The sequence below is a fragment of the Qipengyuania aquimaris genome (genome assembly GCF_020171965.1).
Taxonomy (GTDB): Bacteria; Pseudomonadota; Alphaproteobacteria; order Sphingomonadales; family Sphingomonadaceae; genus Qipengyuania; species Qipengyuania aquimaris_A.
In genome coordinates this window covers 272,457-285,750 of record NZ_JAIUZK010000002.1, presented here as the reverse complement: position 1 = coordinate 285,750, position 13,294 = coordinate 272,457, and the positions used below count along the sequence as shown (strand labels likewise).

Below are 13,294 nucleotides of genomic sequence, written 5' to 3'. Positions count from 1 at the left end.
CTTGACCGTCCCGCCCCGCTCGCCCACCTACTTGTCTGAATGAGCAGGCAAAAGCAGATCGACCGGATCATGCCGGACAAGAGCCCGCGGGCTTACCGCGGCCCTCGCTTCAAACCGCTGCGCCGCGCGGTGAAGATCCCTGTATGGGGCGACCTTGGCATCAGGCTGGGGCTGGCGCTTTTCCTGATCGCGATCGTGGTCATGGTCCACTGGTGGGACCGCGAAGGGTTGGTCGACAATCTCGACGGGGAAGTCAGCTTCCTCGACGTGATCTACTTCACGATGATCTCGATCACGACCACGGGCTTCGGCGATATCGCCCCCATTTCGGACCGGGCGCGCCTGGTGGAGGCCGTTATCGTGACCCCGATCCGTTTCGCAGTATTCTTCATTTTCGTGGGCACAGCCTACAATTTTATCATCAAGCGCAGCTGGGAGAAATGGCGCATGGCCCGCATCCAGGAACAGCTTTCGGACCATATCGTGGTCCTGGGCTATGGCATCTCCGGTTCCGAATCGGTCGCGGAACTGATCGAGCGCGGCACCGACCCATCCTGCATCGTCGTCATCGACCCGAGCGAGGAAAGGCTGGCCGACGCAGAAGCGCTGGGCTGCAACGTGATGGCTGCCGATGCCACGCGCGACACCACGCTTAAGGCGGTGCGCATATCGGAAGCACAGAACGTCCTCGTTTCGGCCGGGCGCGACGATACTTCGATCCTGATCGTGCTTACCGTCCGCGCGCTCGCGCCGAACGTCCCCATCAGCGTTGTCGTGCGCGCCGACGATAACGAATCGCTCGCGCGGCAGGCAGGTGCCAACAACGTCATCAACCCGGTGCGCTTTACCGGCCTCTTGCTGGCAGGCTCCGCCAAGGGCGAACACATCGCGGAATATCTCGCCGACCTCGCTTCCGTTTCGGGGCGCGTCCAGCTGGTCGAACGCGAAGTGACCGAAGAGGAATGCGGCTGCGCGATTGGCGACCTGACGACCGGCGGGCGCGGCCTGCGTGTCTATCGCAACGGACGCGCAATCGGCTTCTGGGAAGACGAATGCCAGAACCTTCAGAAGGGCGACATCATCGTCGAGATCATCGCCACGCCCAATGGCGAGAAAAAGGGCGACGGCCACGTCGCCGACGATCGCAAGCGCGCCGAAGCCTGATCAGCCCAAGGCTGCGTGCACCACCCCCATGGCGGTATAGAACAGCAGCCAGTAGCCGCCGTCGATCCAGTAAAGCGGCTTTTTCGCGTCCTGGAACAGGTAGTTTGTCCATAGCGCCGGAAGGATAAATCCGAGCGCGACCCCGAACGCGGTAAGCACCTTCACCAGGAACGAGAGCTCGGTCGCATAGGTCGCGAAGGTGTGCGCCAGCGTCCAGCTGGCCAGCAATGCGAGCAGGAAAGTCGCCCCGTAAAGCTTGGCCGGATTGACGTTCTTCAGGTCTTCTTCGGTCTTGCCGAGCGCGCCCATCCAGGTCTTGCCCATGATCGGCCCGTACCAGATTCCGCCGACGACAAATCCCGCCAGCGCCGCCAGCACCACGGCCAGCCAGTTCACGTCGAAGATATTCATCTTTCCCTCCCGTCGGGACCTTGTCCCACAGCAAGCTAGCGCAATATCCCAATCGGGTGTAGAGGCGCGCCCAATCATGACCAGCACAACCTCTTCGATCCCCGACCAGAAAAAGGTCGGCATGGTTTCTCTCGGATGTCCCAAGGCCCTCGTAGACAGCGAGCGCATCCTCACGCGCCTGCGCGCCGATGGCTATGCGATGAGCCCCGATTACGCCGGCGCCGACGTGGTGCTGGTGAACACCTGCGGCTTCCTCGACAGCGCCAAGGAAGAGAGCCTGCAGGCCATCGGCGAGGCGATTTCCGAGAATGGCCGCGTGATCGTGACCGGATGCATGGGCGAAGAGGCCGATGTCATCCGCGCTGCACATCCCAGCGTCCTGGCCGTAACGGGCGCGCACCAGTACGAGCAGGTCGTCGAGGCCGTACACGAGCACGCACCGCCGAGCCAGGGCCCCTTCGTCGACCTGATCCCGCAGCCTGCCGCGCTCAAGCAGCGGAGCGGTAGCGCAGAAGAATACGTGAAGCTCACGCCGCGTCATTACAGCTATCTCAAGATTTCCGAGGGCTGCAACCACTCCTGCGCCTTCTGCATCATCCCGGATCTGCGCGGTAAACTTGCCAGCCGCCGGATCGATGCCGTGTTGCGCGAAGCCGAAAAGCTGGTTGCAGCGGGCACGAAGGAACTGCTCGTCATAAGCCAGGACACCTCTGCCTATGGGGTCGACACTCGCCATGAAGAGCGCCAGTGGAAGGGCAATCTCGTCCGTGCGCACATGACCGACCTGGCGCGCGAACTCGGCAAGCTCGATATCGGCGGCGGGATGCCTCCGTGGGTCCGCTTGCACTACGTCTACCCCTATCCGCATGTCGACGCGGTCATCCCGCTGATGGCCGAGGGGCTTTTGACACCCTATCTCGACATTCCCTTCCAGCATGCGAGCCCGAAGGTGCTACGCGCCATGAAGCGGCCGGCGAACGAGGCGAAGGTGCTCGACCGCCTCAAGAACTGGCGTTCCATCTGCCCCGACATCGCAGTCCGCTCGAGTTTCGTGGTCGGCTTCCCCGGCGAGATGGAAGAAGATTTCCAGTACCTGCTCGACTGGCTGGAAGAAGCGCAGCTCGACCGCGTCGGGGCGTTTCGTTTCGAGCCGGTGGAAGGTGCGCAGGCGAATGCCCTCCCCGACCCCGTGCCCGAGGAAGTTAAGGAAGAGCGTTATGCGCGCATCATGGAAGTGACCGCCCGCATCAGCGCGGACAAGCTCAGGGCCAAGGTCGGACGCACGCTTCCGGTCATCATCGACGAGGTGGGCTTGCCCGATGAAGACGGCGATGTCGGAGCTACCGGTCGCAGCCAGGCCGATGCGCCGGAAATCGATGGCGCGGTCTATCTGCGCAATGTCCCGCAGGACCTTGCGCCAGGCGCAATCGTATCCGCGAAAATCGAAGATGCGGACGAGCACGACCTTTTCGGCGTCATTTCGTAAATTCTTCGCCGCGCCCGGACCCCGGATTTTAAGATATTACCTGGCCGACATTTTCCACCGTAAACCACGGGCATTGCGTAACTTTTGCAAACCGCACGTTGAATGCCACGCCCGCCAGGAGGACAAGTCGTTAACGCTAGCCTCTTAAGCGGTCTTAACCATCGAAACGGGCAGTTTCCCTGCGTCACCCGCAGAAATCCGCTGCGACGTTGAAACATTTTTAAGATTAATCCCCTCATAGGGGCAGGCGATGGACGAGAAAACCGCCCTCGCCCCGGCGCCGGAACCGCGTGATCGAAAGCCTTCGGGCAAGCGATCCGAAGGTAAACTGAAGCGCCTGCAACACCTGCTCTGGTCGGGCGCGGTGGCGTTCGTCATGCTTGCGACGATGATGCTGGGGCCGCTTGATCAGTTCCTTTGGATGATCCAGTCGAGGGCCGCCAACCAACAGCCTTCGGGAGATATCGTTTTCGTCGGCTCTGCTGTTGATGTCGAAGGACCATCGAGGGCAGCGGAACGAAGGCAGCTGGCCGAAGGTCTGGACCGATTGCGCGAAGCGGGTGCTTCGAAGGTCTACCTCGATTTCATCCTTCACAAGGGCGATGACTCGCTTGCCGACGCGCGTCTCGCAGAGGCGATCAAGGCTTACGGAAGCGATCTGATACTGGTCGACCAGGTCAAACCGTCACTGGGTGGAGACGAAGAGGTCCTCCGGTCCGACGCTCTGTTCGACAGCGGTGGCGGGAGGGTCAGCACTGACCGTTGGACGAACTGGCTCGGCTATACGTGGAAGATGGACGCCACCCACGAAATTTACGAGGAGACACCGCTATTTGCAGCTTCTCTGGCCGGTCAGGAAAAGTTCTCGCGAGACGAAGTCCTGATCGATTACGGCTTCGACCCCGATCTCATCCCTGCCTTCCGGCTGGCGCAATTGATCGGCGACGACATCGCGAGTTCGAGCCTTGAAGGGAAGGCGATTGTCGTCGGTCCGGCAAGCTCCGCCAGTGGGACCGACCTCTCTATTCCCGGCAAGTACAACCCACCGCCAAGCTATCCGGCGATCTACGCAGCCGAAACGTTCAAATCGGGCCGGGACGGTTTCGTGGGGGCATTCCCCCTGACACTTGCGTTCGCTGCGGCGCTCGCTGCGGCGATACTCCTTCCCCGTCGCAAGAAAGTCCGCCGCTTCGCCTACGCCGCCATCGCACTGGCTCTTCCCGGAGCCTTGTTCGGTGGCGCATATCTAGGCTTTCGCACCGAGTTAGCCTACGCCGGAATCCTCCTGTTCGTTTATGCTGTCCAGCGGTCCAGAGCGCGTTGGCGCCTGCGCGTGGCGAATATCGATAACGACACCGGCCTTGAGAAACTGCGTGTCATCGAACGTGCCGTTTCGCAAAACTTTCTCCGCAGCGGCCATATCGTCGTTGCCCGCCTGCAGGGCCTTGAGCAAGTGCTCAAGACCCTGGGCTCGGCAGAGCGGTCGAGCTACATCTTGCGCCTCGTCGACCGCCTTCGGGCTGCCGACCAGGAACTCGCCGTCTATATCGATGGGCACTTCTTGGCCTGGCATTCGACCGAGCGCGATACCAGCCGCCTGATCGAACACCTCGAAGGCCTGCGTGCAATCTTCGCGGCGCCTATCAAGGTCGGCTCGGAAAGCGTCGATGTCGGCATCACTTTCGGCGTCGCATCGATCGGTGAGGCGGGTCGCAATTCGGTCGCCGCGGCGGCAGCAGCAGCGGAAGAGACATCCGAAGCGCATGAACCGATCAAGATCGCCCAGATCGCCTCGCACCATGACGAATTGTGGGACATTTCGCTCCGCGCGCGCATCGACGCAGCCATGGAAGCCGGCGAGATCTACTGCGTCTACCAGCCGAAGATCGACATGATCTCAGGCTCGCTTACCGGCGTCGAAGCGCTGGTGCGCTGGCATGATCCAGAACGCGGATTTATTTCTCCGATCAAGTTCATCGCGCAGTGCGAAAAGGCCGGGCGCATGGAACACCTCACGCGGTATGTCCTGCAAACCGCATGCAATGCCGGTCGCCTGATGCATTTCCGGGGTTCCGGCGTTTCCATGTCCGTGAACATCTCGGCGACGCTGCTCAACGATATGCGGATCGTCGGCATCGTGCGTAACACGCTCCAGGCCACGGGCTTCGATCCGCGGTCCCTGATCCTGGAAATCACCGAGACCGCGCGTATCGGGGATCTTGCCAAGGCAGCAACTATTCTCGACGAATTGAAATCCCTCGGATTGAAGGTTTCGATGGATGATTTTGGTGTAGGCGCCGCCAACTTCGAAACGTTTTACGGACTTCCCTTCGATGAATTGAAAATCGACCGCCTTTTCGTCGATTCTATTTCACGTAGTGAAAAGGCCAAGGCCATTGCTTCCAGTATTATCGAGATGGGCAGGGCTGCGCGAATCACTGTCGTGGCAGAAGGGGCCGAGGACGACAAAACCCTTCAAATCCTTAACGAAATTGGCTGTCGCTACGTCCAGGGCTATGCATTGGCCCGGCCGCTGTCACTGACTAACCTATTGGAATTCAAGGATTCCTATGAGAGGTCGCAGACCGGAACGTAGTTAACGCTTTACAAACAGACATAGTTAATGGATTACTTCCTGTTGAAACCACAACAGGAGGCAAACCATGTGGGATTTTTGGGGCTGGCTTATGGGCGGCCGTAGGAAGTAACGGGAAACCGTCACAAGCCAGTAAAGAAATTGAGAGGGCCCCTCACGGGGCCCTTTCTTTTTTGGGGTATCCGATCACGTGCTAGGCCTGAAACATTGTCGGCCCCGCTGCGTTGCCACCTCATGCCCATCAGGATCGAAAGCAGCTTCGCCTTTTCCCTGGAATGCGAGACCGATGTCTTGCTGCAGTTCGAAGCCGCCGCGATACCGGAGCAGCGGATCCTCTCCCACCGCACCAAGCTGAGCCCGGCCATCCACGAGGCCCATGTCGCTGCGCAGGACGACATCGGTGAGCGCATTTGGATACGCGCGGACGGCTTGTTCGAGGTCGCGTACCACGCCGATGTGGAGATCATGCGGCAAGTCTCCGAGGTAGAGAACCGCACCGCCCTCCCCCCGCACCAGCTTCCTGGTGAAGCGGTCGAATACCTCTTCGACAGCCGCTATTGCCCGAGCGACCGGTTCCAGACCTTCGTCGAAGACGAGTTCGGCGACACCGCCGGAGGTGCCCGGATCGCTGCAATTCGCGACTGGATCGCGTCGAATTTCACCTATTCGCCCGGAGCGTCAGGCTCCCATACCACTGCGCTCGACAGCTTCGTCGAGAGGCGCGGGATTTGCCGCGACTATGCCCATACGATGATCGTGATGGCACGGGCGAGTACCATCCCGGCGCGTTACGTCGCTTGCTATGCGCCCGGTGTCGATCCGCAGGATTTCCATGCCGTCGCCGAAGTATTTCTGGAAGATCCCGAACTTGACGGTGGAGGCAGCTGGCAACTGGTGGACCCAACCGGGATGGCCGACCCAGCCGAAACGGTGAAGATCGGTATCGGGCGCGATGCGGCAGATGTCAGCTTTCTTACCACCTTCGGCATGAGCGACTTCAAGCGCAGTTCGGTCAGCGTGACGCGCGTCGACCAAGAATAGGAATGCACCTGTCTGGCGCCCAATCGCGCGCCCTGATAGGCGACTGAATGACAAAGGGGAGAACAGCCGCCAATGGACGGTACATGCCAGAGCTAGCCTTCACCGCCGATCGCCTGCTCCTGTTCGGAGCCACCGGCGACCTGTCGCAGCGGATGCTGCTACCTTCGCTTTGCGCGCTCAATTCCGACGGCCTGCTCGACCAGGACCTGTGCATCGTCTGCACCGCCCGGTCGGAGATGAGCACCCATGAATTCCGCAACTTCGCGCGGGAAGCGCTGGAAAAATACCTCCCCAAGCACCGCCGCGGCGGCATGGCCGATTTCCTCAACCGGCTGAGGTACGTTCCTGTCGATGCGACCACGCCCGAAGGCTATGACAAGCTCGCAGAGGAAGTGGGCGAATATAACGGGTTGGCGATCTTCCTGTCGACCGCGCCCAGCCTGTTCGAACCGACCATCGGCGGGCTCGAACGTGTCGGCCTGACCCGCGGCAATGCGCGCATCGCACTGGAAAAGCCGCTCGGCACCGATTTCGACAGTAGCTGCGAGATCAACGACGCGGTCGCCAAGGCCTTTCCCGAAGACCGCATTTTCCGCATCGACCATTATCTCGGCAAGGAGACCGTGCAGAACCTTCTGGCGCTGCGCTTTGCCAACATCCTGTTCGAGCCGGTCTGGAATTCCAACTATATTGAGCATGTCCAGATCACCGTCGCGGAGACGGTGGGTCTGGAATCGCGCGTCGCCTATTATGACGACAGCGGCGCGCTTCGCGACATGGTCCAGAACCATATGTTGCAACTGCTTGCGCTGGTCGCGATGGAGCCGCCGACGAGCTTCGATGCCACTGCCGTGCGCGATGAGAAGGTCAAGGTCCTGCGGGCGCTACGCGAAGTGTCTCAGTCAGAAGTGGTCACCGGCCAGTACCGCGCCGGGGCCGTCGACGGGAAGAGCGTGCCCGGTTACGACGAGGAACTGGGCAAGGAAAGCGACACGGAAACCTTCGTTGCGGTCAAGGCGCATGTCGACAACTGGCGCTGGCGCGGCGTTCCCTTCTACCTGAGGCACGGCAAACGCCTGCCCGAACGCGTAACCGAAATCGTCATCCAGTTCCGCTGTATCCCTCACTCCATCTTCGAGGGACGCGGCGCCGTGACGCAGCCGAACCGGCTGGTCATCGAAATCCAGCCGAAGGAAAACATCCAGCTGTCGATGATGGCGAAGGTCCCGGGCCTGGGCCGCGAAGGCCTGCGCCTGCGCCCTGTACCGCTGGACATCGCGATGCCGGATGCCTTTTCCGACACCGTGCGGCGCATCGCTTACGAACGCCTGCTGCTCGACCTGATCGAAGGCGACCAGACGCTGTTCGTGCGCCGCGACGAGGTGGAGGCCCAATGGGAGTGGATCGACCAGATCCGCGCGCTGTGGGCAGAGAACGATATGAAACCCAAGACCTATTCATCAGGTTCATGGGGGCCCAGCGCGGCCATCGCGCTTGCCGAACGCGACGGGGTAACCTGGCACGATGACTAAGCCGCTCAACGATACGATTGCCCGGGTGACCGAGCGCGTGATCGCCAATTCGCGCGACAGCCGCGCCGCCTATCTAGACCTGATGGACCGCGAAGGTGACCGCCAGGTCGATCGCCATTCGCTGTCCTGCTCGAACCTAGCCCACGCCTTTGCGGGCGCGGAGGACGACCAGAATGCGATCAAGGCGGCGCAAGGCCCGAACCTCGGCATCGTCACCGCCTATAACGACATGCTGTCGGCCCACCAGCCCTATCACCGCTATCCCGAACGCATGAAGATCTGGGCGCGCGAGGTCGGCGCGACAGTGCAGGTCGCAGGCGGCACCCCGGCAATGTGCGACGGCGTGACGCAAGGGCAGGACGGGATGGAGTTGTCGCTCTTCAGCCGCGACACCATTGCACTCAGCACCATCGTCGCGCTCAGCCACGCAATGTATGACGGCGTCGCGCTACTCGGTATCTGCGACAAGATCGTCCCCGGTCTGTTGATGGGCGCGCTGCGCTTCGGCCACCTGCCTACGATCTTCGTCCCGTCAGGCCCCATGGGCACCGGCATTTCCAACAAGGAAAAGCAGCGCACCCGCCAACTCTACGCGGAAGGGAAGGTCGGGCGCGACGAGCTTCTGGCGAGCGAGATGGGCAGTTACCATTCGCCTGGCACATGTACATTCTACGGTACGGCCAACTCCAATCAGATGATGATGGAGATGATGGGCCTGCACGTTCCGGGGGCGGCCTTCGTTCCGCCAGGCGCGAAGCTGCGCCAGGAGCTGACGCGCTCTGCAACACACCGGCTCGCCGCGATCCGCAAGGAAGGGGACGACTTCCGTCCGCTGTCACGCGTGGTCGACGAAAAGGCGATCATCAACGCTGCCATCGGCCTGCTGGCGACAGGCGGCTCGACCAACCATGCGATCCACATCCCTGCCATGGCGCGCGCAGCGGGCATCCGCTTCGACTGGAGCGACCTTGCCGAACTGTCGAGCGCGGTTCCGCTGGTCGCTCGCGTCTATCCCAACGGTTCGGGCGATGTGAACCATTTCCACGACGCAGGCGGCATGGGCTATGTGATCGGCACGCTGCTCGACGAAGGCCTCGCCCACGCAGATATCCTGACCGTGTGGGACGACGGGTTCGAAGCTTATTCGCGCGAACCGGGAATGGATGGCGACGCGCTGACATGGCGCAATCCGGGCCCGAGCGGCGACACGGAAATGCTGCGCCCCGCATCCGATCCTTTCCAGTCCGACGGCGGCATGCGTCTCGTCGAGGGCAATCTCGGCCGCGCATGCTTCAAGTCTTCCGCCGTAGAACGCGAACGCTGGACAATCGAGGCACCCTGCCGCGTTTTCGAAGACCAGCATTCGGTCAACGAGGCCTTCAAGAAGGGGGAACTCGACAAGGACGTGGTGGTCGTGGTCCGCTTCCAGGGGCCACGCGCAAACGGCATGCCCGAATTGCATAAGCTTACTCCGGCGCTCGGCGTCCTGCAGGATCGCGGATACCGCGTGGCCCTCGTCACCGATGGCCGGATGAGCGGCGCCAGCGGGAAGGTGCCCGCGGCGATCCATTGCACGCCCGAGGCACTGGGCGGTGGCCCCCTCGCCAAGCTGCGTGATGGCGACATGGTAAAGGTCTGCGCCGAAACCGGCACGCTCTCGACCACCGCCGATCTCGACAGCCGGGAGGCCGCGCAAGAACCCGCGCCCGATATGGGCATGGGCCGCGAATTCTATGCCATGTTCCGCGCCAATGCCGATGGTGCGGAACAGGGCGCTTCATCGATGCTCGCAATGGCAGGATTGTAAGGTATGGAACTCGTCAGCGTAGATATCGGCGGCACGCACGCCCGCTTCGCCATCGCCACCATTCATGACGATGGTTCGATTGCGCTGAGCGAACCGGAAACGCTCCACACCGAAGACCACGCCAGTTTCCAGACCGCGTGGGAGGATTTTCGCGGCCGCATGGGTGGCAGCCTGCCACCGCGCGTATCCATGGCAATTGCGGGGCCGGTTGGCGGAGACGTTATCCGTTTCACGAATAATCCGTGGATCATCCGCCCAGCGCTCGTGAAAGAGAAGCTGGGCGTCGAAAACTACTGCATCGTCAATGACTTCGAGGCCGTGGCCCACGCCGTGGCACGCGTAGGCGAAGATCAGTTCATCCACCTGACCGGTCCGGACAAGCCACTTGCGCCGACTGGCCGCCTGAGCGTGCTTGGTCCGGGGACGGGACTTGGCGTGGCGCATCTCTATCGCGAGCCCGACGGGACGTATCGCGTGTCGGCGACGGAAGGCGGCCATATCGATTTCGCCCCGCTCGACCAGATCGACGATGCCATCCTCGCCCGCCTGCGCAAGCGCCACACGCGCGTCTCGGTCGAACGCGTGGTCGCTGGCCCCGCCATCTCCGATATCTACCAGACGCTTGCGGCGATGGAGGGACGGCCCGTCGCCGAAGAAGACGACATCGCCATCTGGACGCGCGGCCAGGACGGCAGCGACAGCCTCGCTGCCGCAGCAGTCGACCGTTTCTGCATGTCGCTGGGCAGCGTCGCCGGTGACATCGCCTTGGCCCAGGGCGGCTTCGGCGGCGTCGTGATTGCCGGCGGCCTCGGTTACCGTATCCGCGAAACCCTGCTGAAGTCGGGCTTCGCCGAGCGTTTCAAGGCCAAGGGACGCTTCCAGGAATTGATGGCCTCGATCCCGGTCAAACTGATCACCCATCCGCAACCCGGCCTGTTCGGGGCGGCAGCCGCTTTCGCGAGAGAACACGCATGAACATTGCCGACATCATGAAAACCGCGCCGGTCATTCCGGTGATCGTCGTCGACGAGGTGGAGCATGCCGTCCCCCTCGCCCGTGCGCTGGTCGCAGGCGGACTGCGCGTTCTGGAGGTGACCCTGCGCACACCTGCCGCGCTCGATGCTATCGCCGCCATGAAGCAGGTTGATGGCGCCGTTGTCGGGGCAGGTACGGTGACGAACCAGCAGGATCTCGCCAACGCGATCCAGGCGGGCAGCGAATTCATCGTCTCGCCCGGTCTGACCGAAACCCTGGGCAAGGCGGCTATTCGCGAAGGCATTCCCTTCCTGCCCGGCATCGCCAATGCCGGCGACATCATGCGCGGGCTGGACCTCGGCCTCACGCATTTCAAATTCTTCCCTGCGATGGCGGCGGGCGGTCTGCCTGCGCTCAAGGCGCTCGCTGCGCCCTTCGGCCAATGCCGCTTCTGCCCGACCGGCGGTATCTCGGAAGCCAATGCAAGCGAATGGCTGGCCTTCGACCCGGTGCTCTGCGTCGGGGGAAGCTGGGTCGCGCCGCGCGGGCCGGTTGACGAGGCAGCAGTCGAGGACATGGCGCGCAAGGCCTGCGAACTGCGGCGATAACCCCCGCTTGCACGACCGTTCCGCAACGGGACTGCGCTCGCCCCGTTCATGGAAAAGCGCAGGTGAATCCCCTATATACAAGCCCATGAACGCGATTCTGAGATGGATTGGTGGAACGACGCTGGTGGTGGCTCTCGGCCTCGCCGCGCTGGCGTTCGGCGTGACCAGCAGCGCGCAGCCCGAAGTCGAGGAAGCGCGCGAGGCAGCAACGCCCGTAAGACTCCAGCCCGAAGCGGCAATCCTCGCCAAGCTCGAAGCGGATGCCAGGCGTCCCTTCACCATCCGCCGTGTCCTGCCGATCGAAGGGCCAATCAAATACGGAGAATGGCACTGGGACGACGAGGGCGTGCCGGAAGGCCCGCTGCTCATCACGGTCGACCTTCAGGCGCGCACCATCTCCATCTTCCGCGACGGGTATGAAATCGGTGCCGCTGCCGTCATGCTGGGCACGGACGAACACCCCACGCCCACCGGCACATTCCCGATCCTCACCAAGGAACGGCACAATGTCTCCGAAAAATACGGCAATGCGCCCATGCCCTGGACGCTGCGCCTGACGTGGGACGGGATCGCCATCCACGGCGGCTCCGAGGTGGAAAACGGCTATGCCAGCCACGGCTGTGTCGCCATTCCCGATCCGCTCGCCGCGCGGCTGTTCGACATCGCGAAGAAGGGTGACAAGGTCATCATCACCGACGGCAAACGCATCGGTGTGGGCGACCCCATTATCTAATCGCTGCGGCGGGGCGGCTCCTTGCTGCAGTAGTAGCTTTCGTCGCGGCGTTCGACGAGAATGCCCGCAATATTCGCGCGTTCGCGGCCGGTTTTCAGGAAGTCGATAACCTCGCCTAGAGTGATCGTCGCACCCAGCGTCGTCATTGCCCTGCGCACAATGCGTGCATTGGTGTCCAGCAGGTTCGTATAGGGAACGCGGATCCGACTGCCGCTCACTTCCGCCGAGCCCTCCCAGCTCTTGTCCGCCAGTGACTGGAGCGTACGCTCCGCCTCCTCCAGATGCGCCGCCGAGCGCGCCAGTGCGGCGGCGTCCAGCCAGTCCGCTTGCGCCAGCGCGTTGCGCATCCTGACCCTGTCATAGCGATCGTCGAGATTGCTCGGATCGTCGACGAAATCGAAATCGCTCGCTTCGACGATGGCGCGCAGTTCATCTCGGCGAAAACCCAGCAGCGGCCGCACAATATCGGCATCGCACCCTTCGATCCGTGTGCGCGAGCGAATGCCTGCAAGCCCGCCCAGCCCGCTGCCGCGATTGAGCCGCATGAGAAGCGTTTCCGCTTGGTCGTCGGCATGATGCGCGGTCGCAATGGCCCCTATGCCGCGTTCGCGTGCCCACTCGCCCAGTACGGAATAACGCGCAATCCGCGCCTGTTCCTGCGTGTTGCCTTCCGCGATTGTCGCCCTGAGGATATCGCAGCCGATGCCGAGCTTCCGGCACGCGTCGGCCACCAGGGCACATTCCTGCGCCGCCTCGGGCCGCAGGCCATGGTCGACCGTGGCGACGGCCAGTTTTTCGGTATCCAGAGCCTCGGCTGCAAGCTGCAGCATCGCCATGCTGTCGGCCCCGCCAGACACGGCGAGGCCAAGGACGCCATGGTCGAGACGCAACCGATTGAGGTCGCCGAGGAATCGATCGATCAATTCATCGGCGATCGGCAC

General features: G+C 62.4%; 11 protein-coding genes. 9 read left to right on the top strand and 2 right to left on the bottom strand.

Annotated features, from left to right (window positions below):
* The first annotated feature begins 69 nt into the window (after positions 1-69).
* Complete coding sequence (locus LCM24_RS08970; protein ID WP_090478559.1) at positions 70-1,164, top strand: potassium channel family protein; 1,095 nt, start codon at positions 70-72, stop codon at positions 1,162-1,164.
* Here the strand turns inward: LCM24_RS08970 and LCM24_RS08965 are convergent, their stop codons facing one another.
* Entirely contained in the window at positions 1,165-1,575 is a 411-nt protein-coding gene (locus LCM24_RS08965; RefSeq protein WP_160594298.1) for a DUF1761 domain-containing protein, read from the bottom strand. It abuts the gene before it with no gap.
* Between the two features lie 76 nt (positions 1,576-1,651).
* On the opposite strand from LCM24_RS08965, the gene rimO reads away from it, so the two are divergent.
* The 8 genes from rimO (at position 1,652) to LCM24_RS08925 (ending at position 12,353) form a co-directional block, all read left to right on the top strand.
* The gene (gene rimO / locus LCM24_RS08960; protein ID WP_224803714.1) at positions 1,652-3,061 is read left to right on the top strand and encodes a 30S ribosomal protein S12 methylthiotransferase RimO; all 1,410 of its coding nucleotides are present in this window, start codon (positions 1,652-1,654) and stop codon (positions 3,059-3,061) included.
* 250 nt (positions 3,062-3,311) lie between these two features.
* A complete protein-coding gene (locus LCM24_RS08955; RefSeq protein WP_224803713.1) occupies positions 3,312-5,657 on the top strand; it encodes an EAL domain-containing protein in 2,346 nt (781 codons plus the stop codon).
* A gap of 234 nt (positions 5,658-5,891) precedes the next feature.
* Positions 5,892-6,698: a transglutaminase-like domain-containing protein gene (locus LCM24_RS08950; RefSeq protein WP_224803712.1), complete on the top strand. Its 807-nt coding sequence runs from the start codon at positions 5,892-5,894 to the stop codon at positions 6,696-6,698.
* 83 nt (positions 6,699-6,781) lie between these two features.
* Positions 6,782-8,230, top strand: coding sequence for a glucose-6-phosphate dehydrogenase (gene zwf / locus LCM24_RS08945; protein ID WP_224803711.1), 1,449 nt, complete (start codon positions 6,782-6,784; stop codon positions 8,228-8,230).
* On the top strand, positions 8,223-10,037 hold the full coding sequence (edd, locus tag LCM24_RS08940; RefSeq protein WP_224803710.1) for a phosphogluconate dehydratase: 1,815 nt from the start codon (positions 8,223-8,225) through the stop codon (positions 10,035-10,037). The genes zwf and edd overlap by 8 nt, the downstream gene beginning before the upstream one ends.
* Positions 10,038-10,040: 3 nt before the next feature.
* The gene (glk, locus tag LCM24_RS08935) at positions 10,041-11,012 is read left to right on the top strand and encodes a glucokinase (RefSeq protein ID WP_224803709.1); all 972 of its coding nucleotides are present in this window, start codon (positions 10,041-10,043) and stop codon (positions 11,010-11,012) included.
* A complete protein-coding gene (gene eda / locus LCM24_RS08930) occupies positions 11,009-11,620 on the top strand; it encodes a bifunctional 4-hydroxy-2-oxoglutarate aldolase/2-dehydro-3-deoxy-phosphogluconate aldolase (RefSeq protein ID WP_224803708.1) in 612 nt (203 codons plus the stop codon). The genes glk and eda overlap by 4 nt, the downstream gene beginning before the upstream one ends.
* 85 nt (positions 11,621-11,705) lie before the next feature.
* Positions 11,706-12,353 (top strand): L,D-transpeptidase family protein, encoded by a 648-nt coding sequence (locus LCM24_RS08925; protein WP_224803707.1) that lies wholly within the window; start codon positions 11,706-11,708, stop codon positions 12,351-12,353.
* On the opposite strand, the gene tilS is transcribed toward LCM24_RS08925, so the two are convergent.
* Positions 12,350-13,294 (bottom strand): tRNA lysidine(34) synthetase TilS, encoded by a 945-nt coding sequence (tilS, locus tag LCM24_RS08920; protein WP_224803706.1) that lies wholly within the window; start codon positions 13,292-13,294, stop codon positions 12,350-12,352. The two genes, LCM24_RS08925 and tilS, sit on opposite strands and share 4 nt — an antisense overlap.

Bases quoted from the DNA above. Each gene is read 5' to 3' on its own strand.
- rimO (WP_224803714.1), top strand. From the start codon at position 1,652: ATGACCAGCACAACCTCTTCGATCCCCGACCAGAAAAAGGTCGGCATG.
- LCM24_RS08970 (WP_090478559.1), top strand. From the start codon at position 70: ATGCCGGACAAGAGCCCGCGGGCTTACCGCGGCCCTCGCTTCAAACCG.
- glk (WP_224803709.1), top strand. From the start codon at position 10,041: ATGGAACTCGTCAGCGTAGATATCGGCGGCACGCACGCCCGCTTCGCC.
- LCM24_RS08950 (WP_224803712.1), top strand. From the start codon at position 5,892: ATGCCCATCAGGATCGAAAGCAGCTTCGCCTTTTCCCTGGAATGCGAG.
- eda (WP_224803708.1), top strand. From the start codon at position 11,009: ATGAACATTGCCGACATCATGAAAACCGCGCCGGTCATTCCGGTGATC.
- zwf (WP_224803711.1), top strand. From the start codon at position 6,782: ATGCCAGAGCTAGCCTTCACCGCCGATCGCCTGCTCCTGTTCGGAGCC.
- LCM24_RS08955 (WP_224803713.1), top strand. From the start codon at position 3,312: ATGGACGAGAAAACCGCCCTCGCCCCGGCGCCGGAACCGCGTGATCGA.
- LCM24_RS08925 (WP_224803707.1), top strand. From the start codon at position 11,706: ATGAACGCGATTCTGAGATGGATTGGTGGAACGACGCTGGTGGTGGCT.
- LCM24_RS08965 (WP_160594298.1), bottom strand. From the start codon at position 1,575: ATGAATATCTTCGACGTGAACTGGCTGGCCGTGGTGCTGGCGGCGCTG.
- edd (WP_224803710.1), top strand. From the start codon at position 8,223: ATGACTAAGCCGCTCAACGATACGATTGCCCGGGTGACCGAGCGCGTG.